This is a genomic window from Bacillus sp. LB7 (assembly GCF_030449715.1).
Classification (GTDB): Bacteria; Bacillota; Bacilli; order Bacillales; family Bacillaceae; genus Bacillus; species Bacillus paralicheniformis.
Map to the genome: position 1 here is coordinate 1 of NZ_JASGCA010000006.1, position 24,372 is coordinate 24,372.

Consider the following 24,372-nt stretch of genomic DNA (forward strand, 5'->3'; position numbering starts at 1 on the left):
CATTGGATGTTCGATATTCATTGATACACTCTCCTCACAGTTGAAACATTAATCCCTCTGCTTGCAAATTTGGACGCGATTTCGTGAAGCCGAACAACCTGTTCCGGGTGCTCCATCCGTTTAAGATCCTTGCAATTTAAAATGATTGTTGCCGCAATTTCTACACATCCTTCAAAATCATGTTCCTCGATCGCGGCAGGCAATTCCGCAATAAGATCTCGCGTTGAAATGAACAGCCTTTCCGCCTTTTCGCGGTCAGTTTTTAGAAATCGGTTTAGGTTCATACTTGCTCCTCCTTTTTCGGTATAATGTTCCTGTATAAGACAGGAGGTGAAACTATGAAACTTGATAAAAGCGACTTTGCACCCATTGAACAACTAGAAAATGATATGGAATTGATTCAAAAGGATGCTATGGATATCGCAATAACAGCATTACAAGATGGTTTACAACATGTCTTTGATGAAGCAGACAAGAAAAATTTATCCGATAAAGATTACCTCAAAGAACTTATTTCTGGTGCCTGTGGACTCGCTCTTTCTGCTTCCGCTCTTCATACGAAACATATTGTTTCGAATTATTTTCCGATAATAGTGGAAACGGCTTATCAAAATACTTCTCAACGTATTGAATCGCAGTTAAAACAGAAGTAGTAAAATCCAATTTATTAGTTTTCTTATCAACCTCTGTTGCCGCAGGGGTTGATTTATTTTGTTTGTCCATTTCACAAGCTCCTTTCTAACGGGATACTGTTTATCTCTTGTTTAACAAGTCTTTTAGCATATTCGGCAATCACTTGTTCAGTTTTTGGCTTATATCTAAATTGATCTAAACAATGTAGTAAGTCTCCATATGTCTGACAAAATGATTTGAGTTGTCTAATGAGGTCTTTTGCTGTATTCTCCAAAGCTTCTTCATATTCAACAGATTTGATTTTTACTTTTTGCATTTCCAATCTATAAGGCTTCATTTTCTTTCTCCTCCTATGTGTGTCCAGTTTTATCGGCTTCCTTTAATTATTGAAGCGACAGAATTAATGCAATAACAGATAAAATGACACAAACACTACTCACTATAATTCCAATTAAATGAAATCTTCTGCTATCCATATGATCACCTCGAACCTCTTAAACCTCTGTTGCAGCAGAGGTTGGGTTATTTTGTTTTTCCATTTTCCTACCTCCTTTTGATTTTTAGATATGCTTCTTCACAAATGCTTGATAAATCTTCATAAAACGTTCCGCCTCACTTAAAGCAAGCCATTCTTTTGTTTTGATCTTCATTTCTCTCACCCCCTTTAACTTGTTAGTTTGATCTTTTCAACAACCTCAACATGCTTTCTAATCCAATCAAGAACCATGTCTCGAGGAAACAATATTCTTTCGCCTATTTTGAACTTCGGGAAGTCCGGTCTATTTATCACATGAGCATCAAGCGTTTGAGAACTAACATTAAAAATATGTTTGGCTAACTGAGCTTTACTGATCATGTAAGGAAGTTCATTCTCTTGTTTATGATCTTCAATAATTGAGGCAGCAACTTCCTGAAGCAAATCGTAGAGATTATTCCTAAATGAATCAGTATCTGCTTTCATTGTTAATTCGAACAATTATCCTTACCTCCTTACGATGCACACTCTTCTCGTTCAATTATTGGCAGAATGCCCTTTTTGTTTTTTAATGTTTCGTAAATAAACAATCGTCCTTTTTGAGTCCAATAAGTATGAAGCTTGCTTTTTTCTGAATCGATTGCATGGGTTTTGCTTTGTGTATATCCTTTATCAGCAAATTTTTGATAAAGTAACCAGCAGCCACCTTGTTTATATTGGATACCTAGCTCATGAAGAATTTTGTTCATCTTAGTTCCACTCATCCCGTAGTCTTTGGCTATCTTGCTAATTGACAGTAGGGATTTATTTTGTAGAACTAAGTCATAGTACGAAGCTTTAGGTTGTAATTCACTTATCACTTGAGTCTTCTGAGCATTTTCCAAAAGAAGATTTTCATTCCTTTCTGCAAGATCAGCAGCAAGCCGTAAAGCTTCAGGCAAAGACTGTGGAATATTAGGTTTAAGTTTGTTTTCCATTTCTTCGAACTTTGTTACATATGCAGCTGTAAACAGAACACCCTTTTCGCCAGTCATTTTGTTTGCAACCATGTCGCAGCCTTTTCGAGTAAGTAGGTAACATGGGCGGCTTTCCCCTTTTCCATCTTTATAATTAGATGGAATGAAGAAGTTTAACGAATCCAAATTTGGATTGGTTGATAAAATTCGAATATAACCTTCAATATCTCTTGTTAAGTGAAAATGCCTCTTTCCTGTCATTTCTGCCACGTCTCGGCTATCAAGTAATAATTGACCCTTTTTATTAATAACTTTTAACTCCATTTTTTGACCTCCTCGTGAACTGATATTACTTTTTCAAAAACGTCATTTTATGTTGCGTTATTATAAATGACGGTTTATAATAATGACTGTAAGTTAATTTCTAGATTGGATATTCTAATCCATATCAGCAAGGTCAGGAAACAAGTCTTCTGGCGAAGCATTAAAATAATTTGCGATTTTGAAAAGTAATTTTGCATCTGGGTTGCCTCTACCACTTTCAATATTTCGAATATGGCTTTCACTAACATTAAGTGCTAAAGATAATTGACGTTGAGATACTTTAAATTCACTCCGATATTTACGGAATTGATCTCTTCGACGTGTATCAACCAAGGTGTAACTCTCCTTTCTTAGTGTTTTTTGTGCTTTTTATTGACACCCACATCATAACACGTCATTTAAAAACACGTCAAGTAGGCAAACGTCATTTTAATTGAACTTTTTTCATGGAGGATATTAAAAATGAATTCAGAAGAGAAAAAACGCATCGGAACGCGTATCAAAGAGTGTAGGAATAATGTGAACATTTCACAAGAAGCTCTTGCTGAAAAATTAGATATGAAAAGAACAAATATTGCTAACTATGAAGCAGGAAGAGTTGTCCCACCAGGTAATGTGTTATTAGAATTAGCCAATATTTTTGGTGTTACAACTGATTATTTATTGGGACGTTCTGACGATCCGAACGGCAAGGTATCTCTATTAGATGATGATCTCCGCCAAATACAAAGAGCTAAGAAAAAACTTAAAACTCAAGCAGAACGAGATAGGATGGATCGCATGGTTGAAATGATTAAATTATCATTTGTTGATGCTTTCGAGGAAGATGATGACGATGATGACGATGATCTATAAAGCTGACTATAAAAAAGCAGAAAAAAAAGCTCACGAACTACTCAAGATGTGTGGTGTAAACGAACTTCCAATAAAGGTGAAAAAATTAGCCAAAAAATTCCCAAACCTAAAGATCAGGAGATATACATGGTATGCAAAAAAATGGGGTTTGACAATTGATGAAGTTTGTGAATTAACCGATTCTGATGAAGGTTGTTGCTGGTATATAAAATCCCAAAAACAATACATGATCTTATACAACGATACTGTTGAAAATGATGGACGAAAAAGATGGACAATAGCTCATGAATTAGGTCATTTTATGTTAAAACACAATGAAATCACCGGAAAAGCAATATTCGCAAGAAGCTCATTATCCGATGACGAATATGAGACATTTGAGAAAGAGGCTAATTGTTTTGCTAGAAACTTACTGGCACCAGCCCCAGTACTAAGAGAGTTAAAGCCTGCCAGCCCGCACTTTATTTCAGATATATGTAATATTTCTTATGAAGCTTCTATCAATATTTATAATTTTTTACTTGAAGGGGTTAGGATGGGGATATCTTATTCAAAAAGACACCCTTCACTAAAAATTTTTAAAGATTACATATGGAAAAAGAAAAATACATATCGGTGTTCAAATTGTACATGTTCTTTTATTAAAGAAAACCCAAACTATTGTCTTATCTGTGGAAACCAAGAAATACGTAAAGGAGATTATTTTGAGATGATATATTCAAGTATCGAATTGACAGATTTACATCATGCAAAAAAGTGTCCCAAATGCTCAAATGAAAAAGTAACAGGAGACTATTGTCAAGTTTGTGGTACTTACTTAGTTAACAAATGTACAGGGCTAACTCCAGGAGAGAGAGAATACGAATACAACAATTACCGTATTTTTTGGCATTCTCATGAAGGTGGGTGTGGCGAATTACTTGAGGGTGATGCACGATTTTGCTCAAAATGTGGCTCTACATCTACTTTTTATGAGGAAGGTATTTTAAAAAACTGGGAAGAAGAAAAGGAAAACAAAGTGCAACAACTACAAGATCCATTTGCAGAAAATCAAACACAATCACCAAACAATGAATTAACACTCTCAGATGAATTACCTTTCTGAGAAACTATAAGGCTGTTAAGTTTTTATTGGAGGATTAAAAATGGCTACTTTCAGAAAACGAGGAGACAAGTGGGAATACCGCGTCTCCTTTAAGGATCCTTTTACACTCAAATATAAAATTAAATCTAAGAGTGGATTTAAAACCAAAAAAGAAGCTCAAAAAGCAGCTGCAGAACAAGAAAACCTGATAGCAAGTGGTTTAGAGTTCGACAATGCTCCTTTAACTCTAGAACAATTCTTAATGAGCTGGCTGCAGGAATATAAAAAAGGCACTGTTAGAAAGAATACATACCAACTCCACGAACGAAACATCGGGAATCATATTCTTCCCTACTTCAAAAACGTCAAAGTTACAGATGTAAAGCCTATCATGTACCAAAAATTCCTTAATCATTTAACTGATCAAGGCTATAGCAAACGAACAGTAGAGATTATCCATGGAACAATGTTCAATGCTTTTAATAAAGCTGTAATCATCGGTAAGCTTGAAAAAAACCCATGTTACGGAGCAACAATAGCCAACATAAAGACGAAAAAGAAAGAAAGTCTGGAATATATGATTTCAGACGACATACCACGGTTTTTACAAGAAGCCTATAAGTACAACTATATTTATTATATTTTTTTCAGAACTTTGATTGAAACAGGTATGCGTAAAGGCGAAGCAGCTGCACTTCAATGGACAGACATCAACTTACGAGACAATTATATTGACATTAAAAAGACATTGGATTTCTCAGCAAAAGCTGAGGAAGAATTATTTGGGGATACAAAAACATACGATTCAAAGCGAAGAATTTCAATCGGCCCTTCCCTTTCTTCAGCTTTACAAAAACATAAGAAGTGGCAGTTTGAGAACAAACAAATGCTGCAGAACGGTTATAAACATGATTTGAATTTAGTCTTTTGTCGAGTTAACGGAGACTTCTTACCAAAGTCTACCCTCTTCAATGCTTTTAATCGTATTTTAAAACGGGCAGATATCGAGAGAATGCCCATTCACGCTTTGCGACATACACACGCGGTTTTGCTCTTGGAGTCAGGCGCAGACATGAAATATATCCAGGAACGCTTAGGCCATAAAAGTATGATGGTAACAGCTGATGTTTATTCCCATATTAGTAAAAAGCTCGATCAAAACAGAATCAAAGATTACGAGGATTATGTCTCAGCGATTATGGAGTTAGATTTATAACTTCAAATTTTTTTGGTCATATTTTGGTCAAAGACCAAAAAGAAGACCACTTACATTCTTTTGACCAAAATTCAAAAACCCCCTGACACCAACGGTGCCAAGGGATTCCTAGATTAATACTGAGACATATACTGCTCGCGCTCCCAAGGGTGGACTTGTGTGCGGAACATATCCCATTCGATTTCTTTTGCTTCGACGAAGTGTTCGAATAGGTGGTCGCCGAGGGCTTTGACCATGACTTCGTTTGATTTGAATTCTTCGAGAGCGTCTGCGAGTGTCGCAGGAAGGTCGACGATTCCGTTTTCGAGGCGCTCTTCTTTTGTCATCACATAGATGTTGCGGTCGATCGGAGCCGGTGCTTCGAGCTTGTTTTTGATGCCGTCAAGTCCTGCTGCAAGAAGTACGCTCAAAGCAAGGTACGGGTTCGCAGAAGGGTCTACGCTTCTGACTTCTACGCGCGTGCTGATGCCGCGGGAAGCCGGGATACGGATCAACGGGCTTCTGTTTTGCGCGCTCCATGCCACATAGCAAGGTGCTTCATAGCCTGGAACTAGGCGCTTGTAAGAGTTGACAGTCGGGTTTGTCACGGCTGTAAAGCTTGTTGCGTGCTTGACGATGCCGGCGATGAATTGCTTTGCCGTTTCACTCAGCTGAAGGTCAGCGTCTTTGTCAAAGAAGGCGTTGGCGCCGTTTCGGAAGAGTGATAGATTGCAGTGCATGCCTGATCCGTTTACGCCGAACAACGGTTTTGGCATGAATGTTGCGTGCAGGCCGTGTTTGCGCGCGATTGTTTTAACAACGAGCTTGAACGTTTGGATATCATCGCAAGCGCGGATGGCTCCGGCGTATTTGAAGTCGATTTCGTGCTGTCCAGGTGCAACTTCGTGGTGAGACGCTTCGATTTCAAAGCCCATTTCTTCGAGCTCAAGTACGATGTCGCGGCGGCAGTTTTCGCCAAGGTCAGTCGGCGCAAGGTCGAAGTATCCGCCTTTATCGTTCAGTTCAAGCGTAGGCTCGCCTTTTTCGTCAAGCTTGAACAGGAAGAATTCCGGCTCCGGTCCAAGATTGAAATCTGAGAAGCCCATGTCTTCCATTTCTTTCAAAATGCGCTTCAAGTTATTGCGCGGGTCGCCTTGAAACGGCGTGCCGTCCGGATTATAAATATCGCAAATGAAGCGGGCTACTTTACCTTTTTCGGCGGTCCATGGGAAAATCACAAATGTATCTAAGTCAGGGTATAAGTACATATCGGATTCTTCAATGCGGACGAATCCTTCGATTGAAGAGCCGTCGAACATAACCTTGTTATCAAGTGCTTTTTCCAGCTGGCTCACAGGAATTTCAACGTTTTTAATCGTTCCAAGAATGTCTGTAAACTGAAGGCGAATATATTTTACATTCTCCTCATTTACTAGTTTAACAATGTCGTCTCTTGTATACTTTGCCATTCGTAAAACTCCTCCTCTAAAAGGTAAATGTATATAGCAATACAGTTGCTAACAAATTAATGAAAAAACCTGGACATGTCTCCCTGGCGGAATGTCGTCCCTCTTTGGAAACGGCCTGCTTGGATAAGCTCGTTTTTCAGCAGTTTTCTCAGTTCTTCATCCGACAAGTTGTGTTTCTCTGCTTTTTTCGGCTTGTCTTGTTTGTCTTCTTTTTGTTCGTTTTCTGTTTTGGCGAAAATTTGTTTGATCCCCGCCATGTTTACACCTTGTTCGATCAAATCTTTAATTTCGAGAAGCTTATCTACATCATGGAATGAAAATAAACGTCTGTTCCCTTCGCTTCTTGCAGGAAATACCAGTCCATTTTCCTCATAATACCGAATTTGTCTTGCGGACAGTTCGGTCAGCTGCATGACGATACCTATCGGAAATAAGGGCATTGAGCGGCGAATTTTATCACTCATCTCAATTTCCTCCTTTTCTTATATAAATTTATTATATGTGATGTTATATAATGTGTCAACATGATGTAAGGATTCTTTACATGAAAATATTCTTTATTTTCTTTACATTAATCCCTGCTTCATGAGCGCATCCACAGCACTGCATATCGCATTCTTCACATGGGAATAGGTTAATCCGCCTTGGACATATGCCACATAAGGCGGTCTTATAGGGCCATCCGCTGATAGTTCAATGCTTGCTCCCTGTACAAAAGTGCCGGCCGCCATAATAACATCGTCTTCATAGCCCGGCATATAGCTCGGATACGGTGTCACATGGGCGTTGACAGGAGAAGCGTACTGAATCGCCTGACAAAACGCGATCATCTGCTCCGGGGTGGAAAATTCGACAGACTGGATCAAATCGGTCCGCTTGCTGTCCCACGAAGGATTCGTCCTAAAGCCGAGCTTTTCAAGAAAGCGGGCTGTGAACACGGCTCCTTTTAATGCCTGGGAGACGACATGCGGCGCAAGGAAAAAGCCCTGGTACATCTCCTGAAGGGTGTACAACGACGCACCGGCTTCACTGCCGATTCCCGGTGATGTCATTCTGTAGGAGCAGGCTTTCACCCATTTTTCCTTGCCGGCGATATAGCCGCCTGTTTTGGCGAGGCCGCCTCCCGGGTTTTTAATCAGCGAGCCTGCCATCAGATCCGCTCCAACATGGCACGGCTCACGTTCTTCTACAAATTCGCCGTAGCAGTTGTCGACGAAAACGATGATGTTTTCGTTTATTTCTTTAACAAAGCAAATCATCTTCTCAATCTCATCAATTGTAAAAGACGGACGATCGGCGTATCCTTTTGAGCGCTGGATTCCGACAACCTTTGTCTGCGGTGTGACGGACTCTGCCACGCGGTCAAAATCAACGGCTCCCTCTTTAGTCAGCTCGACATGGCTGTATCCGATTTGGAAATCCTTCAAAGACCCCGAGTTTTCCTCACCTCTGACGCCGACGATCTCTTCGAGGGTATCGTACGGTTTGCCGGTGATGTAAAGAAGTTCATCCCCCGGGCGGAGAACGCCGAATAAAGCAATTGATATCGCATGGGTTCCCGAAATGATCTGCGGTCTGACAATGGCCGCTTCACCGCCGAAGACGTCGGCATAGACTTTTTCCAGCGTATCGCGGCCGATGTCATCGTAGCCGTAGCCAGTCGATGGTGTGAAATGCGTGTCCGATACTTTGTGCTTTCTGTAGCTTTCAAGCACCCTCCACTCATTTCGTTCACTGATTTCATCAATTGTTTTATGGGTCTGAGCGATATCGGTTTCAGCCTCCACCGCCGTTTTCTTTAGTAGATCTCCGTGTTTTAATGTCTCAAACATGTTCTACAGTGTCCTTTCCTACATATACTTCTTCAGCTCTCCCAAAATGTTTTGGTCAGGGAGAATATATCCTTCTACTTCATATACTTCGCGATCTTCGTCAAAAACAGTGCTGTTCGCCATTGTCTCAGACTTGATTCGCGACAACAGCCTTCCTTCTGAAGCGGGAATCCTTACATCATACGGAATGAGCAGCTCCTTTTTCAGATAGTCTTCAACCGCCTGCTTAAACAGCGGCAGGTCTCCGTCTATTTTGGCGCTCGTCATGATATGCCCTCTCCCTGAAGAAGGGATGAAATCCGGCCGCTTCCGGTCTCTTTTATTATAGACTGTTAAAACGGGAATATCGTCGGCTTCAAGTTCTTCAAGAAGGCGCTTGACCGTCGCTTCGTGGCCCTCGTAGTCTTCGTGTGAAGAATCGATCATGTGAAGAATCAGATCGGCCTCTTTTACTTCTTCGAGCGTTGATCTGAAAGCCGCGATCAAAGTCGTCGGCAGATCCTGAATAAATCCGACCGTATCTGAGAGCAGCACGCTGTATCCGCTCGGCAGCGTCATTTTGCGGGTCATCGGGTCAAGTGTGGCAAACAGCAGGTTTTCTTCATAGCTGTCGGCGTCTGTAAGCCTGTTAAACCATGTCGATTTCCCTGCATTGGTATAGCCGATGAGCGCGATTTGCAGTACGCCGTTTTTCTTTCTTCTTTCTCTGTATCTGCTTCTGTGGCGAATGACGGTAGACAGCTGCACATTGATTTCATGAATCCGGTTTCTAATATGGCGCCGGTCGGTTTCCAGCTTTGTCTCCCCTGGGCCTCTTGTTCCGATTCCGCCGCCTTGCCTTGACAGGTTGATTCCCTGGCCGCTTAACCGCGGGAGGGCGTATTGCAGCTGCGCCAGCTCAATTTGCAGCTTTCCTTCCCTTGTCCGCGCACGTTTGGCGAAAATATCGAGGATCAACTGCGTCCTATCGATAATTTTCACGTCAAGTGTTGTGACAAGCGCTTTCAGCTGACTCGGCGACAATTCATCATTAAAAATTAAAACATCGGGCGACAGCTCTTCACAGAGCACCGCCAATTCATCTACTTTTCCTTTTCCGATATATGTAGCAGCATCCACACGGTTCCGCTTCTGCGTGACCGTGGAAACAACCGTTCCATCGGCCGTTTTCGTCAGCGCGGCGAGCTCTTCCATCGAGTATGAAAAACGCTCATCAGACACGTGCGGAAGCTGGCATCCGACTAATATGGCTTTCTCTTTCATGACGTCCTGTCCGTTCAAGTGATCATGTTCCTTTCTTAACGTTAGTCAATAAGCAGTACTATCATAACAAACGAAGGGAGCGGTTGCCAGAAATCCTCGAAAATAAAAAAAGAACGCGCCATTATACGTGCGGCGCGTCTTCCTTCAAGTCGAGATCCTGGCTTTTGATGGTTATCAGGTCATTCTTTAAATAGCAGTCCCCCATCAGCAGTCTCATCGCCTGCGACCGGATGGATTTTTCGATCAGGTTGCGGACGAAGCGGCCATTGCTGAACTTCGCGGGGCTGACCGTGCTTTTGACGGCCATCAGATGGTCTTTCAGCTTCCATTCGGCCTCAGGGCTGAACTGATACTCCCTTTCCGCCATCATCCGTTTCGCAATGTCCATCAGCTGGCTGACTGAGTAATCGGGAAAATCGATACTGATCGGAAACCTTGACTGAAGGCCCGGGTTTAATGAAAGAAAATGATCCATTTCCCGCGAATATCCGGCGAGGATTAAAATAAATTCGTTGCGCTTATCTTCCATATGCTTGACTAATGTATCGATTGCCTCCTTGCCGAAGTCTTTTTCTCCGCCTCTTGCAAGAGAATAGGCTTCATCGATGAACAGGATCCCGCCCATCGCTTTTTTAATTAAATCCCTCGTTTTTTGCGCCGTATGACCGATGTACTCACCGACGAGATCGGCGCGCTCCGCCTCGATCAGATGGCCTTTTGAGAGAACATTCATTTCGTAAAAAAGCCTGCCGATCAGCCTGGCGACGGTCGTTTTTCCGGTTCCCGGATTTCCTTTGAACATCATGTGAAGCGCCTGTTTTCCGGCTTTAAGGCCTTGTTCTTCGCGCTTTTTATTGACGAAAATCCAGGCGTAGATTTCCTTAATATTGCGCTTCATTTCCTCCATCCCGACCAGCGTGTTCATTTCCCTTTCAATTTCCTTCAGAATGCTGTGTTTGGCTTCATTTTTTTGCAGTGCGGCCTGATATTCGGCTTCAGCCTCTGAATTGGCCAAAACCTGCTTTTGACCGTTCAGTATGATATTGATTTGTCCGTTGTTTTTATAAGTAACAGCCCTTTCCAACACACTCACCTCACCATTCTCTCTTTATATCCTATTCATGGCGCGCTTAAGCCGTGACAGACGCCCACATGACTAGCGCATTCCGATGTTTTTTGAGAAGGACGGGGCAGGTCTTGTTGAAACCTGCGCTTTCCCGAGAAATACTTTATTTCTTATTGTATTCAGGTAAGCTGTGCGGACAAACCAATTTTTTATTTCTGTTTGCCTTTTTGGTAAATGCTTAACGGGTTGACATGATGATGTACTGAACCAGCTGTAGGAATACACTATGCTCTTTCGCTTTAATATAGTTATCTTTCATAATAATAAGCTTTGACCCAATAATAGTTTCTACCCTTATTTTCACACCATTCAACAAATCCCTTTGATTGCCCTTCTTTAAACATCACCCAGTCATTCAATAGATCTTGATAATAGTTAAGTGCTTCGTTATTGTTTTTTCTTGTTTGTTCACATTCTACTTTGTTATTTAACTGCCGGGACTCAGCAAGAAGTGCTGTATCTTCTTTAATATCGCCAAGATACAAATCTTCGGATATATGATGAAATGAATACCAAAGGGCGTTCAAGTTAGTATCGATTAGCGTTAATACGGTCTTGGATCTTCGGGATTACTCTTCATCCATCTCTCAAGTAAGGCTTCAAAAGTTCCTCCTCCAAAGGATAAACGAGTATATGATGAATATTATCTGATTCTTCAAACAAGGCAAATAGCCAACTGGCAAAATTCTGTTGTACATTATCATCCCACGTCTTTGCTTCATCAATAAAGGCGGACAATACTTTAAAAGATTCCCTTCGCAACCCTTTGTCTTTGAGGAAACAAAACTTTTTAAATAATGGATATTCATCCAATCTGTCATTTTTCAAGATATTAGTTAAGACATTTACCATTGTTCACATCTCTCTTTGCTCAGGATAAATTCGTAATTTTATTCTAATATCTATGATCGGCACGCTTTCTTTTAATGGATGATTTTTTTACCCACCATTGAGTGCCCTCATAAGATCCGCTTAAAACTTCTATTAATGCCAAATCACGATTATCCATGGTTTTTATGATTTTTATTCTTTTATACCTTGGTATATCAATTGTATTTACTCCATCACTCCTTAATTCAGATATACTGCCGTAATTCTTCTCTAAAGTTTCGATAGATTTAGCACCATGAATATGCCTGAGAATCTCGATTTCATCCCCTGCCTTGTATTCCCCAGTTCCAGGTAAGAAAAAAACTGCTACAACCGCAAGCGCTAGAAGAACGCCAGCAATTCCATAAAGCGCTTTTTTTATGAGTTCTATTAATTTATCCACGAATTTCATTATTGGATTATTTATATATTGGTGTTGTCTGCTTTTCACTCGTGATTGCATTCTGCCCTCTTCTTTCTTATTTTAAATTTTCTTTATTGCGTCCTGGTGATCATTAGGATACTCAATATAGCTTCCGTCATTCTGAACAGCAAATGTCTTTTCCCCAATCATCTTCAGTTCCCCTTCAGTCTCGTTTTCATCACCAAACCATATAACCCGATTCCCATTTAAAAACACCTCCAAGTCTTATTTCGGATTAGATCGATCCGATTTCAAACTCGAAGGTGTTTTTTATTTGTCTCATCTTGCGGGGCAGTCTCCTCGTCATTAGTTTTTTGAACGCGAGCGTGAATATGCGGCGTTCTCACTGTGTTATATTGAGGCGCCTTATCTTATGTACGTGACATTCGTTTTCTGTCTAGATAAGCAGTGACGCTCCATTTATCCCTTCTACACTGACATAACACAGAAAGGGAAAATTAAATTTCTTATCTTTTATTAGATTTAAAACCTTTTGACACCATGTTTTTTCTTCTTTGGCCAGTCTGAATTTTCGATCAATCAAGATATAACGGCCAAAGTTTTTTGACATGCTATCTGAGTCCTTGTTTTTTTCTAGCTCCGCCATTTTTTTCAATTGGGTATCAATTGTTTTTTCTAAATTTCTGATTCGATCCTGAATTAATTTTAGAGAATCTTCCTCTTCCAACAACCAAATCGAGTATACTTTAATAAGAAATTCGTCCCTATTTATTGGATCTGCAGGAGATACGGCGATCCAATCTTCTAACGCTTCTTTTCCCTTTTCTGTAATGGAATATATTTTTTTATCAGGTTTCCCTATTTGTTCTACATGCTCGTATTCAAGAAATTCTTCTTGTTCCATTTTATTTAGCAAAGGATATATTTGACTATGTTTTGCCGGCCACACTACCTCGAGGTACTGAACTAACTCATATCCTGAACAAGGTTTTCTGCCGAGAACACTTAGAATGGCATATCCTAAAGTATTTATATCATTCACCTCAATCTTAACGGCGGTTACTTTATACTATTTTTAAATCCAAAGATTAAACAATCCCTCATTAATACCCAAGTTATACATATAGTATACACCAAAAACAGCACTTATTACACCCGTCGTTATCCCTAGTGTTCCACTGATCGCCCCTCGCTTCTTACTCAGCACAAAGGGAATTCCAATGATTGTTGTAAAGAAAAGCATACCAATAACTGTTCCTGCACCGAATATAAGAATATATATTGCCGCTTCCCCCACACTCTTTACGGTACTTATCGTTAATAAGACCATGGCCCCGCTTCCTGCTAGACCATGAACTAAACCGATGAATGTTGATCTTAAGTATGTTACCTTTTTATGGCGGTGTTTATGGTCACCGCTGTTTTGATGGGTGTGGAGATGTTGATGCGTATGTACATGGCTATTCTTGAAAGAAAGTATCGTTTTAACCCCTAAATAAACAAGCATAATTCCTACTAAAAATTCTAAGGACATCGACCACTTTTCTGATATTTGCCCCTTCATTACAATGACAATGATTCCAACTATAAATAATGTTACCGTATGGCCTATGCCCCAAAATATGCCCGCTAAAGAAGCTTGCCATAACTTTTTACTTTGACTTGCAATTGTCGATACCGCAATCACATGGTCAGGTTCAATCGCATGCTTGATTCCTAAAATTAATGCCAGCATTAAAACCGAGAATAATGTGCCTTCCACAAAATACATCTCCTTTTATCTTGAATCTGAAAAAAACCAACAATTGAACAGTTGCTGGTTTTTTTCACCGTTAATATTTTCTTAAAAAACTCGGGGTTTTGTTAAACCATACTTGGTTGAGGATATGATGAAATTCCGAAAACAGACTTTCGATGATCTGTGTTTGATTTGCTAATACCCGTACGGAAAATCCAGGGACAGGCAATAAAGATATGCCTATTTTATATTCTTTTGTCTGAGTATCAACGGCCTGATATAAACGATCAAGAAGGTCATGATCTACTTTTTCATTGATCACAATCATGGAACCTAAATGAGAATAGCCTTCCATTAAACCGAGACCATCGATATTTTGTTTAGCTGGGCATAGTTTGATATGGTCATAGACTGCCAGCTCATTTTCCATAAAGATTTCATTAATGAATTGAAGCGTATCATAGGTAAACTTTTCTCCACTGGGAGACCATCCAGGAGTCACAATATCTGAATAAAGGAACGTACATCCTTTTTCAATATATACTACATTTTTTTGTTTATACCGTGCATTTTGATAGCCGATAAGCGGATCGGGAATGTATTCAAGATAACTGCCTTCCCTAAGGTTAAATTCAGTTTCCTGATATGCATGTGTATGCGGTGTCTTATATATTTTAGTTGCCGATTGGGTTGTTAATGTTAACCTTGCTTGTTTCTCCAGTGAAATCTTCATTTGATAGCGATCACCGTCTAAATAACCGCCGCCGGGGTTTAAAATGTAATAACAGGCTTGTCCTGATTCATCATGATAAATAGGACGCATGACTTTATACGCCCCTTGAAAATACACATTTTTCGCTATGGTCTTTCCATTTTTTTCTTCAGCGCTCAAACGCAAAACGCCTGTCCAGTCCTCCATCTTACTCCAGTCCTTTTAATAGTGCATTTTCCTTAATCCAGTCAATGACTTGATCAAGACCTTCATTCGTTTTTAAATTTGTAAAAGCGAACGGCTTGTCTCCGCGGAAAACCTTCGTATCAGATGCCATAACATCCAGGTTTGCTCCAACGAAAGGCGCTAAATCTGTTTTATTGATGATAAATAAATCAGATTTAATCATTCCTTGACCGCCTTTTCGCGGTATTTTCTCCCCTTGGGCCACATCAATAATATAGATTGAAAAGTCAACAAGTTCAGGGCTGAATGTAGCTGCCAGATTATCCCCGCCGCTTTCAACGAAAATAAGTTCAACGTCTGGATTCTTCTTCACTAGCTCATCAATGGCTGCAAAGTTCATTGATGCGTCTTCGCGTATTGCCGTATGAGGGCATCCGCCTGTTTCCACACCTATAATCCGATCTGCGGGAAGCACTCCGTTGGTCATTAAAAACTTGGCATCTTCTTTTGTATAAATGTCGTTTGTCACAACTGCCATACTCATTTCATCTTGTAAATGCCGGGTTATTTTTTCGACTAACATCGTTTTCCCTGCTCCTACAGGTCCTCCTACACCGATCCTAACTGGATTCATACCTAACACTTCCTTTTTTTATTAAGACATGAAAATACGAATATTTACACGCTCGTGCATCATCTGAGATAATTCCAAACCGGGGGAAACAATCCCAAATTCTTCTTCATGTAAACTTTGAATTTTTTCTGTTGCTTCGATTAAAACAGTCTGAAATTCTTGAATTGTCTTTTGACCTGCCACTTGCCCTAGAGGGACAGCGCGGACCGCATTTTGGACAAGATTTGAGACTGCAGAATACAAATAGTACAAAGTAGTCGTTGATGAAGGGACACCAAGATGATGACCTACAATCGTAAATACAATGGAGGGATGTCCAAACGATTGCTTTTGATCTATACGCTCCCGATATGTTGAAAGAATGGGTATCTCATATAGGGATTCAATAAGATTTAACATCCGCTCGCCCATCCTTTGGGTTCCTTCTCTTGTTTCACGCGGCAAACTTTGAACAGTCAACATGCGATCTAATTTCCATACTGTTTGTAAATCTTCATTCTCTAACGCTTCATATACTAGGCGGGATGCCAACCCATCAGAATAAATGAGCTGCTCGTTTACATACGTATGAAGCCATTGTACGAACGTTGCTTGATCATAGACTTTATCTTCTTGAATATAGGTCTCAAGACCATACGAATGACTAAAAGCCCCGATAGGGAAATTTGAATCGCATAGTTGGAGTAAAGATAGAATATTAATCATGGCTATGGCCGATATGGCGGAAAGCCTGTTTTACTTTTCGGTCTTCACGTTTATATGGAATTTGCATGTCTTGAAGCAACTCTTTTACAAGATAATCATATTGAACAAGCATTTCGTCCTCTTCAAACTGCGCCGGCAGGTGGCGATTTCCTAATTGATGAGCGATCTTTCCCATTTCATTCAAAGTGCGCGGTTTGATGACTAATAAATCATCGGATAATACATCGATAACGATCATATTTTGATCATTCATATACAAAACATCACCAGCGACAAGGTCACGCGGTTCTTTTAAGCGTATTCCAATTTCGTTGCCATGATCTGTTTTCACCCGTTGGATTCGTTTTACCAAATGAGCACTTTCGAGGTAAACTTTTTCAATATGACGTTTTTCAATCTCCTCTTTTTCCATGTTTTCAATATTTGTTACGATTTGTTCAATTATCATGACTCTCACCTCAGAATAGGAAATATCGTTGACCCATTGGCACCTTATCAACAGGGTCACATGTAATTAATTGGCCATTTACTTTCACTTCATATGTTTGTGGATCGACCGTTATTTCAGGAGTTTCGCCATTCAGCTTCATATCTTTTTTCGTTAGTTTGCGAATACCGCGAACCGGAAGAATGATTTTTTGCAACCCAAGCTTCTCATGCACTTTGTCATCGAAAGCTGCCTGGGAAATAAACGTAATGGAAGTGCTGGACAGCGCCTTGCCAAACTGCCCATACATCGGACGGTAAATCACAGGCTGCGGTGTCGGAATAGAGGCGTTAGCATCTCCCATTAAGCTCTCTGCAACAAAGCCGCTTTTAATGACCATTTCAGGCTTCACACCGAAAAATGCTGGATTCCAGACAACGAGATCGGCCATTTTCCCTGTCTCGATAGAACCGACATATTCGGAAATACCATGAGTAATGGCAGGATTAATTGTATATTTGGCAATATAACGTTTGACGCGGTTGTTGTCCGAAAGCTCGCTGTCGCCCGCCATTGTTCCTCTTTGTTTTTTCATCTTATCGGCTACTTGCCATGTACGTAAAATGACTTCTCCAATCCGTCCCATCGCTTGGGCATCCGAACTAGTCATACTGAATACACCCATATCCTGGAGAATATCCTCAGCTGCAATCGTTTCGCGTCTGATACGTGAGTCAGCAAACGCCAAATCTTCCGGAATGGATGGATTCAAGTGGTGACAGACCATTAACATATCTAAGTGCTCGTCTACCGTATTGACTGTATAAGGTAATGTTGGGTTCGTAGATGACGGCAGAACATTGTTGAAGCTGGCCGATTTAATTAAGTCAGGAGCATGTCCTCCCCCTGCACCCTCTGTATGGTACATATGAATGACGCGATTTTTAATAGCGGCCATTGTATTTTCCATAAATCCGCCTTCGTTTAATGTATCCGCATGAAGGGCAACCTGAACATCATATTTGTCAGCCACACTTAGCGCATGGTCGATAGCTGAAGCTGTAGCGCCCCAGTCCTCATGAACTTTCAGTCCAATGGCGCCCGCGCGTACTTGCTCTGCCAGCGGATCTTCTGAAGCGGCTTGTCCTTTTCCTGTAAACCCAACATTAATCGGCATGCCCTCTGCCGCTTCAAGCATTCGGTGCATATGCCACTCGCCCGGTGTAACTGTAGTAGCCTTTGATCCTGCAGCAGGGCCTGTTCCTCCTCCAATTAAGGTGGTAAGACCTGAAGCTAATGCTGTTCTGATTTGCTCCGGATTAATAAAATGGACGTGAGTGTCAATTCCACCTGGAGTGACGATCATACCTTCAGCAGCAATAACTTCTGTACCGGCGCCAATCACAATATCCACATTGTCCATGATTAGCGGATTACCTGCTTTCCCGATTCCAGCGATTTTGCCATCACGAATTCCAATGTCCGCTTTATAAATACCAGTGTAATCTAAGACAACAGCATTCGTAATGACAACATCTGCTATTCCTTCTCCACGTGTAACTAAAGGGTGTTGTCCCATTCCATCACGAATAACTTTACCGCCGCCGAATACCACTTCATCTCCATATGTCGTGTAGTCTTTCTCGATTTGGATGAGCAAATCTGTATCTGCCAGACGAATAGAATCCCCTGTAGTCGGGCCGTACATTTCAGCGTATTGCTTTCTTGGCATCTTGAAACTCATGATTGGTTCCCCTCTTTTTCTAATGATCCGTCCACTTTATTATTAAATCCGTATACCCGGCGTTCGCCGGCGTAAGGCACTAATTCCACTTCTTTTTCATCACCGGGCTCAAAACGCACAGCCGCTCCTGCCGGAATGTTTAGTCGCTTTCCAAATGCTTCTTCTCGTTTGAATTGAAGCGCTTCATTCGCTTCATAAAAATGAAAATGTGAACCTACTTGAACTGGGCGGTCACCTTTATTCGTTACAGTCAATTTGGACGCCGTTCTTCCGACATTACAAATGACATCTGTTTCTTTTAAAAATAGTTGTCCAGGTTCCATATAAATAGCCTCCTACCAATTTTATTTAATTGGACTATGTACAGTGACAAGCTTTGTGCCGTCTTGAAATGTAGCTTCTACCTGGATATCATCAATCATTTCCGGAATGCCTTCCATTACATCTTCCCGCGACAATATGGTTGTTCCATATTCCATCAACTCCGCAACTGTTTTTCCATCCCTTGCTCCCTCCAACACTTCATACGTTATCAGGGCTACTGCTTCCGGGTGGTTCAATTTCAATCCCCGTTCTTTACGTCGCTTCGCAAGATCTGCAGCGACAACAATCATAAGCTTGTCTACTTCACGCGGTAATAGTTGCATCACAAAACCTCCCTGTATTTTTATTACGACCAAACGGTGAGCATTCTTATAAGGGGGAGCCAGTTCATTACGAACATTAACATTCTGAGCTGACAGCGCCAAAACTAAAAAACTGAAAATATATTTGATTCCACTGCTTCTGTTTTAAATGTATATCATTTTTTACATATATGTCAATTTATATATTCAAAAATTTATATATGATACACTGAAGATATATAACCTTGAAAAGAAAGGAGAATATTAATTATGCGAAAAAACAAACACCATTTATTAAGCGAGGGGGTGTTTTTCCGTTTAATAACAGCTTCTCTCAAAGGCATCTCTCAAGTCATCCTGATTGAGAATGTGATGACCGGCTTTCTAATCCTTATAGCTATTACTATTTTTTCCTATTATTTAGGTATAATCGCTTTATTATCCGCTATTATCGGTACTTTAGCAGGGAAATTGGGAGCAGCAGATGAAAAGATTATCAATCAGGGTCTATTAGGATATAATTCTGTGTTAACAGGAATAGCATTGGCATCATTCTTAACTGGCCCTTACATGTGGCTTGTCGCTTTAATTGGGTCAGCCGTAGCAGCCATTTTTACAGCCGCTATGATGCATTTTACGAAAAGAACCGAAGTTCCAATCCTTACATTCCCCTTTGTTATCCTGACGTGGTTTATACTATTAGCTTCATACAAATTAAATGGGATTAAATTAAGTTCTGCCCTGGTGCCTCAAGATTTAACACACTGGAAACTAAAGACAGCAGGGGAAGTCAATTTAATAGACGGGGTCTTTCATGGAATTGGACAAGTATTTTTTCTGAATAACACAGTATCCGGGATTTTAATTTTTCTCGCCGTATTTTGGGCAGGAAGAAAACTGGGGCTTTATGCAGTTATCGGAAATGCAGTTGCCATCATCATTACATTCCTTTTAGGAGGGGAGCGTTCTCTCATCACATTGGGTCTTTACGGGTATAACGCAATTTTAACGATTCTGGCCGTATCTGCCGTTTTTAAAAGTGAACATAACCGGTTTGCATTTTTATCAGGGATCATTTCAGCTTGCCTGACAGTGCCTATAACAGCAGGCCTCAACACGTATCTTTTGCCATATGGACTCCCTGCCCTAACAATGCCGTTTGTTCTTTGTTCATGGCTGTTTTTAGGTGCAAGAAAGGTTCTGCCAAACTTATAGCTTTGCCTATTGATGATGTAAATCAGCCGCTTAGCGACAATCATTGGCATGTAAAAAGAATTGGGGCGGTAGAGCAGAAGAAATATGATAAGAAGTAAATTCGTGGAAGAAACTCATGATGTCTTACTATATTAATCTACTCGTGTTTAGACATACATGAATGATAACTTGAGAAAAACGATGGTGAGCTAGAAGAATACATAGGCCGTGAAAACTTACCAGGAATGCCGGAATTTTTATAGGAATGTTCCATTTCATTGACACTCTCACTTCAGAAATATCTGGACTCAATCCATTACCACATGAAACAGACTTATTTTTCAATAATGATGTATGAGAGCGTCTCCGCCATTATTCAGATTAACTGCTTGATAAGACCCTTAGGCCAAGTCAGTCTGAAGGTATGCTGCGGCCGCTGCCAGCTCTTCCCTGTAAACTGTGAAAAACCCATATTGGTGGAAGCATATTCTGATGGTGCCGCCGAAAACTGTTCCAGCTTTGTCTTCATTGATCATCGAGAGGGGCATAAATGAAAGAAAGAGGATTTGGACACAGGGAAGGTGAAAGTAACTGATTTGGTTAATGAAAAAAATTCTGTCTCAGGAAGAATACAAACGATTGAGACAGAATTTTGTCTTACTGATTACTTATACACGTAGCAAGTTCCATCGATAACCGTAACACACGTATACGTTCTGTGATAAGATTTACCTTGGCTGTCTCTAAAGAAAACAGTTACAGTATTGTTGCCATTCCATTGGAATTGATAGGCGTCTGGATACTTGTCTCGAATCGGAGTTAAATCCGGTGCAGCGCTTGCAGGTAATCCAGATACCAACAGAGCCCCAGCCACTGCAACCGCCCCCGCTACTTTTTTGAGTTTGTTTTTAAACATAAACACATCCCCTTTTCGTTTTGTTTACCTATTAAATGCTTGTCCACTTAATAGACACCTTGAGCTTAACACCAAAAGGATGAAAAAATTGTCAAACGGTGTAGAATTGAAAAATAATTCAAAAATAATACACATTTTTACAATTGTTTAGACATAACTTTAATTAATTTTCACTCAGGATTTACTTTAATTCCATTCCTAAGCATCAATCCTTCCATTTTTTCTAGAGGCAAATCTGGTGCTGGGAATATATTTGAGAGCCGCTTCTTTACTGGCTTGAATATCTTGATGAAATCCGGAAAACTAATCGATATTTCAGAAATGAAAAAGACCAGCCCATAAACTCACGGTGAGTTTCATGAACTGGTCTCTTCTAAAGGTTCTATATATTAATTTAGCAGTCTCAGAGTTAAATTGCTACCCTGTCAGCAACATGATATGCTGTATTTGTTGATTGATCATAGGAAGTGCCCACTAAACCAACTGCACCCAATAGCAGCATAGAGCAAATTAGCAACTTAGCTTTCATGTACTGTCCCACTCCTTTGTATTTGTCTTCTTGCCTCGACTACCCTGCGGTAAAACTCAAGTGAATCATGTAGCATTTCTTTTCCTTGTAGAAGTTCGGCCGTGATAACTCCATACTCTTCTATGTCTGCATACATACCTTTTTCACTGAAGAACTGAAAGGATTCTCGAACTGCGTCAAGGTCAAATGATAAGTACAACCCGTAAATCATTTTCAGCTTTGTAAGGAATTCTTGGTCCTCAAATTTTTGAGCCCACTCCCTACCCTCGAAGTACCGATCTTCTGCTTCAATCCACTTCTCTTGTTTCGCTTTAACGTGCGAAATATTAAAGAGGGCTTTGGGCAAAAAGCTGTGTTTTTCATTTTTATAAAGTTCAGCAGCCATTTGAAAATGATTTTCTGCTTTGTAAAGTTCTTCAAGTTGATTATAACATATTCCAATATTCAAGTGTGAAGAACCGATTAAATAATCAACTTGCAATTCCTTTGCATCTGACAGTGCTTTGCTGGTATGCTCCAGGGCTTTTTCAGGATTCATTTTATCTAGCCAGTTACCAGTCATTAAAAATTGGCATTGTACTCTACGCTGGCCATATGTTGGCTGTTTTAAATAAATCTTATATACATGATTAGCATAATACATTGAAAAATATGTTTGTTTCATATAGTAATAAATTTCTGACAATTTGAAATAAAATTCCGCCTTTTCAACATCATCGCTTTCAAATGAATTCAACTGATTTTCGGCATTTTGGTAGTAAGCCAAAGCATGAAGAAGTTCTTTCTGTCTAAAATGATACATTGCTGTGAAGAAATAGTAATAATATTCGAGCATACCATTCAAATTTTTCCCGCCTTTAGTCTTTTCCCTTAACTCTTCATAATGAACCTGTATATCTTTTGCTGCTTCCGGACAAATGTAATCCAACATCAGCTTATGACGGAATTCAAGCAATGAAAAATATATAAGGACATCCTGGTTTTCTTCCATTATAGCGATCTCTTGTTTAACCTCGGTTTTCATTTTTTCAGCTTCATCAACCCAGTCATTTTTAAGAGCTACATACCAATAATTCATTTTCGTTGCCACTAGATCATAAGGTATTACGCTTTTATATGCCAAAATAAAAACCCCTTTCTTCTCTATTTTTTCTGATACTTGTCTCTTGGAAGCTTATTTAATCATTTTGAATATTCGGCATTTAAACGTTTGAATTTTCTTACATTTTTAAGCTTTCTTCTTTACCCCTTATCATGTCTGAACGATTGGTTTTACTTAGTTTCGTAAGAGTTAATATCGCAATTCCAGCTAGAATTTCAATCAGTCCGCCGAAAGCGATAACTTTTCCTGCACCAAAGGTAGCAGCTGCATAGCCGCTAATTAAAGCCCCTAATGGTACCATCACATGAGAGATCATTCTAATAACAGCAAATACTTGTGGCTGATCTTCATCTGCAACTGAGGTTTGAATAATGGTGTGTTCAGGTACGTTTATGGCACTAATGGTAGCCCCCAAAATAAATGCTGCGAGAAGAAGTAGTAATAAAACTGAATTCATTCCTGTTATGAAAAGTGCAATTCCTTCTATTATTCCTGCGGAGACAAACAATAGTCCGTATCGGTTCACTCTTACTTTAGTTAAGATAAACCCCATTAAAAAGGCTCCGGTAGCTGTTGCTACTCTTATGAAAGAATGAATGACCGAACCGCCGCCTAAATCTTCTGAAAGATAGATCGCTGAAAGCGCCTCCCAAGGAGCTGAACCGATATTCAACAAAATGCAGTATACGGCTAGCGGAAGCAAAATATGATGATTTCGGACAATTACAAAACCTCTTTTTAGCTTTTTGAAATATGCGCCTTTTGGTTTCTGTTCCTGAGCCCCTTCTTCTTTCAAGCTATATTTAATACACAGAACTAAACAGGCTGAAGCGATGTAAAATGGAAATATAATAAGCATTGTATAAGCAGCGCCTATTACGGCAATCAATATACCGCAAACCATTAACGAGACCAATTTTACAACTTGGGCTGAAGATTCTATGGTGGCATTAGCTTTTTGAATAAGTTCATTCTTAACAATTTGCGGAATCATGGAAATGGATGCAGGATCATAAGAAGCCCCAGTTGCCGAATGTATCAGCATTAGTGAAATAATGAACCATAATGGTGAAAATCCACTAAAATAAAAAATTGGAATGATCAGCATCAATGAAGCCCTTGTTATATCTGCAGAGAACATCCAGAACTTAAGAGTTTTTGGCTTCATAAAAGGTGAAATCAACGGTGCTATTAAAGCTTGTGGAAGAAGGGTGACAGCTATTAACATACCTGTTCCGACAGCCCCTTTTCCATCTAAAATGAGAAACCACAAAATAGAAGTAAAAGCAAAGCTGTCTGCGGTTATTTTCACCATTTTAGAAACAAACAGAAAGGAAAAATTTCTTTGCCACACAGTGGAGCCACTATTCATTCCTCAAAAAATCCCCCTTA

Annotated in this window: 29 protein-coding genes; 5 read left to right on the forward strand and 24 right to left on the reverse strand. The window is 40.1% G+C overall.

The features are described 5' to 3' along the window. Window positions 1-17 precede the first annotated feature (17 nt). Entirely contained in the window at window positions 18-284 is a 267-nt protein-coding gene (locus QMZ64_RS09690) for a YqaH family protein (protein ID WP_021837731.1), read from the reverse strand. 54 nt (window positions 285-338) lie between these two features. On the opposite strand from QMZ64_RS09690, the gene QMZ64_RS09695 reads away from it, so the two are divergent. Then, window positions 339-653 (forward strand): hypothetical protein, encoded by a 315-nt coding sequence (locus QMZ64_RS09695; RefSeq protein WP_048406869.1) that lies wholly within the window; start codon window positions 339-341, stop codon window positions 651-653. 71 nt (window positions 654-724) lie between these two features. Here the strand turns inward: QMZ64_RS09695 and QMZ64_RS09700 are convergent, their stop codons facing one another. From QMZ64_RS09700 to QMZ64_RS09715, 4 genes are all read right to left on the reverse strand, one after another. Continuing rightward, window positions 725-970: a hypothetical protein gene (locus QMZ64_RS09700; protein ID WP_095264156.1), complete on the reverse strand. Its 246-nt coding sequence runs from the start codon at window positions 968-970 to the stop codon at window positions 725-727. Window positions 971-1,297: 327 nt separating this feature from the next. Next, window positions 1,298-1,609 (reverse strand): MerR family transcriptional regulator, encoded by a 312-nt coding sequence (locus QMZ64_RS09705; protein WP_265626981.1) that lies wholly within the window; start codon window positions 1,607-1,609, stop codon window positions 1,298-1,300. A 14-nt stretch (window positions 1,610-1,623) separates the two neighbouring features. Further along, entirely contained in the window at window positions 1,624-2,388 is a 765-nt protein-coding gene (locus tag QMZ64_RS09710; protein WP_265626982.1) for a Rha family transcriptional regulator, read from the reverse strand. Between the two features lie 114 nt (window positions 2,389-2,502). Beyond that, the gene (locus QMZ64_RS09715; protein WP_048355960.1) at window positions 2,503-2,721 is read right to left on the reverse strand and encodes a helix-turn-helix transcriptional regulator; all 219 of its coding nucleotides are present in this window, start codon (window positions 2,719-2,721) and stop codon (window positions 2,503-2,505) included. Between the two features lie 129 nt (window positions 2,722-2,850). Here QMZ64_RS09715 and QMZ64_RS09720 point away from each other — a divergent pair, with 129 nt between their 5' ends. From QMZ64_RS09720 to QMZ64_RS09730, 3 genes are read left to right on the forward strand one after another with little or no spacing between them, the layout of a single operon-like run. Further along, complete coding sequence (locus QMZ64_RS09720; RefSeq protein ID WP_265626983.1) at window positions 2,851-3,243, forward strand: helix-turn-helix domain-containing protein; 393 nt, start codon at window positions 2,851-2,853, stop codon at window positions 3,241-3,243. Continuing rightward, a complete protein-coding gene (locus tag QMZ64_RS09725) occupies window positions 3,224-4,348 on the forward strand; it encodes an ImmA/IrrE family metallo-endopeptidase (RefSeq protein WP_268296998.1) in 1,125 nt (374 codons plus the stop codon). The genes QMZ64_RS09720 and QMZ64_RS09725 overlap by 20 nt, the downstream gene beginning before the upstream one ends. A gap of 40 nt (window positions 4,349-4,388) precedes the next feature. After that, window positions 4,389-5,543 carry a site-specific integrase gene (locus QMZ64_RS09730; protein WP_301441286.1) on the forward strand — a complete coding sequence of 385 codons (1,155 nt, stop codon included), beginning with the start codon at window positions 4,389-4,391 and terminating at the stop codon, window positions 5,541-5,543. 113 nt (window positions 5,544-5,656) lie between these two features. Here QMZ64_RS09730 and glnA read toward each other — a convergent pair whose 3' ends face one another. From glnA to QMZ64_RS09810, 16 genes are all read right to left on the reverse strand, one after another. Further along, window positions 5,657-6,991: a type I glutamate--ammonia ligase gene (glnA, locus tag QMZ64_RS09735; RefSeq protein WP_025811550.1), complete on the reverse strand. Its 1,335-nt coding sequence runs from the start codon at window positions 6,989-6,991 to the stop codon at window positions 5,657-5,659. Between the two features lie 56 nt (window positions 6,992-7,047). After that, on the reverse strand, window positions 7,048-7,455 hold the full coding sequence (locus QMZ64_RS09740; protein ID WP_003182143.1) for a MerR family transcriptional regulator: 408 nt from the start codon (window positions 7,453-7,455) through the stop codon (window positions 7,048-7,050). Window positions 7,456-7,557: 102 nt separating this feature from the next. Continuing rightward, window positions 7,558-8,823, reverse strand: a complete 1,266-nt coding sequence (locus QMZ64_RS09745) for a methionine gamma-lyase family protein (RefSeq protein WP_265626986.1) — start codon at window positions 8,821-8,823, stop codon at window positions 7,558-7,560. A gap of 18 nt (window positions 8,824-8,841) precedes the next feature. Continuing rightward, complete coding sequence (gene hflX / locus QMZ64_RS09750; RefSeq protein ID WP_409365407.1) at window positions 8,842-10,086, reverse strand: GTPase HflX; 1,245 nt, start codon at window positions 10,084-10,086, stop codon at window positions 8,842-8,844. A gap of 121 nt (window positions 10,087-10,207) precedes the next feature. After that, entirely contained in the window at window positions 10,208-11,173 is a 966-nt protein-coding gene (gene spoVK / locus QMZ64_RS09755) for a stage V sporulation protein K (protein ID WP_003182136.1), read from the reverse strand. A 615-nt stretch (window positions 11,174-11,788) separates the two neighbouring features. Further along, complete coding sequence (locus QMZ64_RS09760) at window positions 11,789-12,064, reverse strand: hypothetical protein (RefSeq protein ID WP_265626988.1); 276 nt, start codon at window positions 12,062-12,064, stop codon at window positions 11,789-11,791. A 43-nt stretch (window positions 12,065-12,107) separates the two neighbouring features. Beyond that, complete coding sequence (locus QMZ64_RS09765; protein ID WP_265626989.1) at window positions 12,108-12,533, reverse strand: hypothetical protein; 426 nt, start codon at window positions 12,531-12,533, stop codon at window positions 12,108-12,110. A 370-nt stretch (window positions 12,534-12,903) separates the two neighbouring features. Then, window positions 12,904-13,509: a PadR family transcriptional regulator gene (locus QMZ64_RS09770; RefSeq protein WP_265626990.1), complete on the reverse strand. Its 606-nt coding sequence runs from the start codon at window positions 13,507-13,509 to the stop codon at window positions 12,904-12,906. 33 nt (window positions 13,510-13,542) lie between these two features. Continuing rightward, window positions 13,543-14,229 carry a HoxN/HupN/NixA family nickel/cobalt transporter gene (locus tag QMZ64_RS09775; RefSeq protein WP_265626991.1) on the reverse strand — a complete coding sequence of 229 codons (687 nt, stop codon included), beginning with the start codon at window positions 14,227-14,229 and terminating at the stop codon, window positions 13,543-13,545. 70 nt (window positions 14,230-14,299) lie between these two features. Continuing rightward, window positions 14,300-15,124 (reverse strand): urease accessory protein UreD, encoded by an 825-nt coding sequence (locus QMZ64_RS09780; protein WP_265626992.1) that lies wholly within the window; start codon window positions 15,122-15,124, stop codon window positions 14,300-14,302. A gap of 1 nt (window position 15,125) precedes the next feature. Continuing rightward, the gene (gene ureG, locus QMZ64_RS09785; RefSeq protein ID WP_265626993.1) at window positions 15,126-15,737 is read right to left on the reverse strand and encodes an urease accessory protein UreG; all 612 of its coding nucleotides are present in this window, start codon (window positions 15,735-15,737) and stop codon (window positions 15,126-15,128) included. A gap of 21 nt (window positions 15,738-15,758) precedes the next feature. Then, window positions 15,759-16,442 carry an urease accessory protein UreF gene (locus QMZ64_RS09790; protein WP_265626994.1) on the reverse strand — a complete coding sequence of 228 codons (684 nt, stop codon included), beginning with the start codon at window positions 16,440-16,442 and terminating at the stop codon, window positions 15,759-15,761. After that, window positions 16,435-16,890: an urease accessory protein UreE gene (gene ureE, locus QMZ64_RS09795; protein WP_265626995.1), complete on the reverse strand. Its 456-nt coding sequence runs from the start codon at window positions 16,888-16,890 to the stop codon at window positions 16,435-16,437. The genes QMZ64_RS09790 and ureE overlap by 8 nt, the downstream gene beginning before the upstream one ends. Window positions 16,891-16,900: 10 nt before the next feature. After that, window positions 16,901-18,613: an urease subunit alpha gene (ureC, locus tag QMZ64_RS09800; protein WP_265626996.1), complete on the reverse strand. Its 1,713-nt coding sequence runs from the start codon at window positions 18,611-18,613 to the stop codon at window positions 16,901-16,903. Then, on the reverse strand, window positions 18,610-18,936 hold the full coding sequence (locus QMZ64_RS09805; RefSeq protein ID WP_265626997.1) for an urease subunit beta: 327 nt from the start codon (window positions 18,934-18,936) through the stop codon (window positions 18,610-18,612). Before QMZ64_RS09805 ends, ureC begins: the two co-directional genes overlap by 4 nt. A gap of 21 nt (window positions 18,937-18,957) precedes the next feature. Next, window positions 18,958-19,260 (reverse strand): urease subunit gamma, encoded by a 303-nt coding sequence (locus QMZ64_RS09810; RefSeq protein WP_265626998.1) that lies wholly within the window; start codon window positions 19,258-19,260, stop codon window positions 18,958-18,960. Between the two features lie 249 nt (window positions 19,261-19,509). On the opposite strand from QMZ64_RS09810, the gene QMZ64_RS09815 reads away from it, so the two are divergent. Beyond that, entirely contained in the window at window positions 19,510-20,454 is a 945-nt protein-coding gene (locus QMZ64_RS09815; protein ID WP_265626999.1) for an urea transporter, read from the forward strand. A gap of 643 nt (window positions 20,455-21,097) precedes the next feature. Here QMZ64_RS09815 and QMZ64_RS09820 read toward each other — a convergent pair. From QMZ64_RS09820 to QMZ64_RS09830, 3 genes are all read right to left on the reverse strand, one after another. Beyond that, window positions 21,098-21,349 (reverse strand): hypothetical protein, encoded by a 252-nt coding sequence (locus QMZ64_RS09820; protein ID WP_075754482.1) that lies wholly within the window; start codon window positions 21,347-21,349, stop codon window positions 21,098-21,100. Window positions 21,350-21,867: 518 nt separating this feature from the next. Next, window positions 21,868-23,001 (reverse strand): response regulator aspartate phosphatase, encoded by a 1,134-nt coding sequence (locus tag QMZ64_RS09825; RefSeq protein WP_301441287.1) that lies wholly within the window; start codon window positions 22,999-23,001, stop codon window positions 21,868-21,870. Between the two features lie 97 nt (window positions 23,002-23,098). After that, window positions 23,099-24,352 carry an MFS transporter gene (locus QMZ64_RS09830; protein ID WP_265627001.1) on the reverse strand — a complete coding sequence of 418 codons (1,254 nt, stop codon included), beginning with the start codon at window positions 24,350-24,352 and terminating at the stop codon, window positions 23,099-23,101. Window positions 24,353-24,372: the final 20 nt, after the last annotated feature.

Coding starts and splice junctions, on each gene's coding strand:
- QMZ64_RS09725 (WP_268296998.1), top strand. CDS start 3,224: ATGATGACGATGATCTATAAAGCTGACTATAAAAAAGCAGAAAAAAAA.
- QMZ64_RS09730 (WP_301441286.1), top strand. CDS start 4,389: ATGGCTACTTTCAGAAAACGAGGAGACAAGTGGGAATACCGCGTCTCC.
- QMZ64_RS09780 (WP_265626992.1), bottom strand. CDS start 15,124: ATGGAGGACTGGACAGGCGTTTTGCGTTTGAGCGCTGAAGAAAAAAAT.
- QMZ64_RS09820 (WP_075754482.1), bottom strand. CDS start 21,349: ATGTTTAAAAACAAACTCAAAAAAGTAGCGGGGGCGGTTGCAGTGGCT.
- QMZ64_RS09700 (WP_095264156.1), bottom strand. CDS start 970: ATGAAGCCTTATAGATTGGAAATGCAAAAAGTAAAAATCAAATCTGTT.
- QMZ64_RS09745 (WP_265626986.1), bottom strand. CDS start 8,823: ATGTTTGAGACATTAAAACACGGAGATCTACTAAAGAAAACGGCGGTG.
- ureG (WP_265626993.1), bottom strand. CDS start 15,737: ATGAATCCAGTTAGGATCGGTGTAGGAGGACCTGTAGGAGCAGGGAAA.
- QMZ64_RS09805 (WP_265626997.1), bottom strand. CDS start 18,936: ATGGAACCTGGACAACTATTTTTAAAAGAAACAGATGTCATTTGTAAT.
- ureE (WP_265626995.1), bottom strand. CDS start 16,890: ATGATAATTGAACAAATCGTAACAAATATTGAAAACATGGAAAAAGAG.
- QMZ64_RS09815 (WP_265626999.1), top strand. CDS start 19,510: ATGCGAAAAAACAAACACCATTTATTAAGCGAGGGGGTGTTTTTCCGT.
- QMZ64_RS09810 (WP_265626998.1), bottom strand. CDS start 19,260: ATGCAACTATTACCGCGTGAAGTAGACAAGCTTATGATTGTTGTCGCT.
- QMZ64_RS09760 (WP_265626988.1), bottom strand. CDS start 12,064: ATGGTAAATGTCTTAACTAATATCTTGAAAAATGACAGATTGGATGAA.
- glnA (WP_025811550.1), bottom strand. CDS start 6,991: ATGGCAAAGTATACAAGAGACGACATTGTTAAACTAGTAAATGAGGAG.
- QMZ64_RS09790 (WP_265626994.1), bottom strand. CDS start 16,442: ATGATTAATATTCTATCTTTACTCCAACTATGCGATTCAAATTTCCCT.
- QMZ64_RS09695 (WP_048406869.1), top strand. CDS start 339: ATGAAACTTGATAAAAGCGACTTTGCACCCATTGAACAACTAGAAAAT.
- QMZ64_RS09830 (WP_265627001.1), bottom strand. CDS start 24,352: ATGAATAGTGGCTCCACTGTGTGGCAAAGAAATTTTTCCTTTCTGTTT.
- hflX (WP_409365407.1), bottom strand. CDS start 10,086: ATGAAAGAGAAAGCCATATTAGTCGGATGCCAGCTTCCGCACGTGTCT.
- QMZ64_RS09720 (WP_265626983.1), top strand. CDS start 2,851: ATGAATTCAGAAGAGAAAAAACGCATCGGAACGCGTATCAAAGAGTGT.
- QMZ64_RS09740 (WP_003182143.1), bottom strand. CDS start 7,455: ATGAGTGATAAAATTCGCCGCTCAATGCCCTTATTTCCGATAGGTATC.
- ureC (WP_265626996.1), bottom strand. CDS start 18,613: ATGAGTTTCAAGATGCCAAGAAAGCAATACGCTGAAATGTACGGCCCG.
- QMZ64_RS09710 (WP_265626982.1), bottom strand. CDS start 2,388: ATGGAGTTAAAAGTTATTAATAAAAAGGGTCAATTATTACTTGATAGC.
- QMZ64_RS09690 (WP_021837731.1), bottom strand. CDS start 284: ATGAACCTAAACCGATTTCTAAAAACTGACCGCGAAAAGGCGGAAAGG.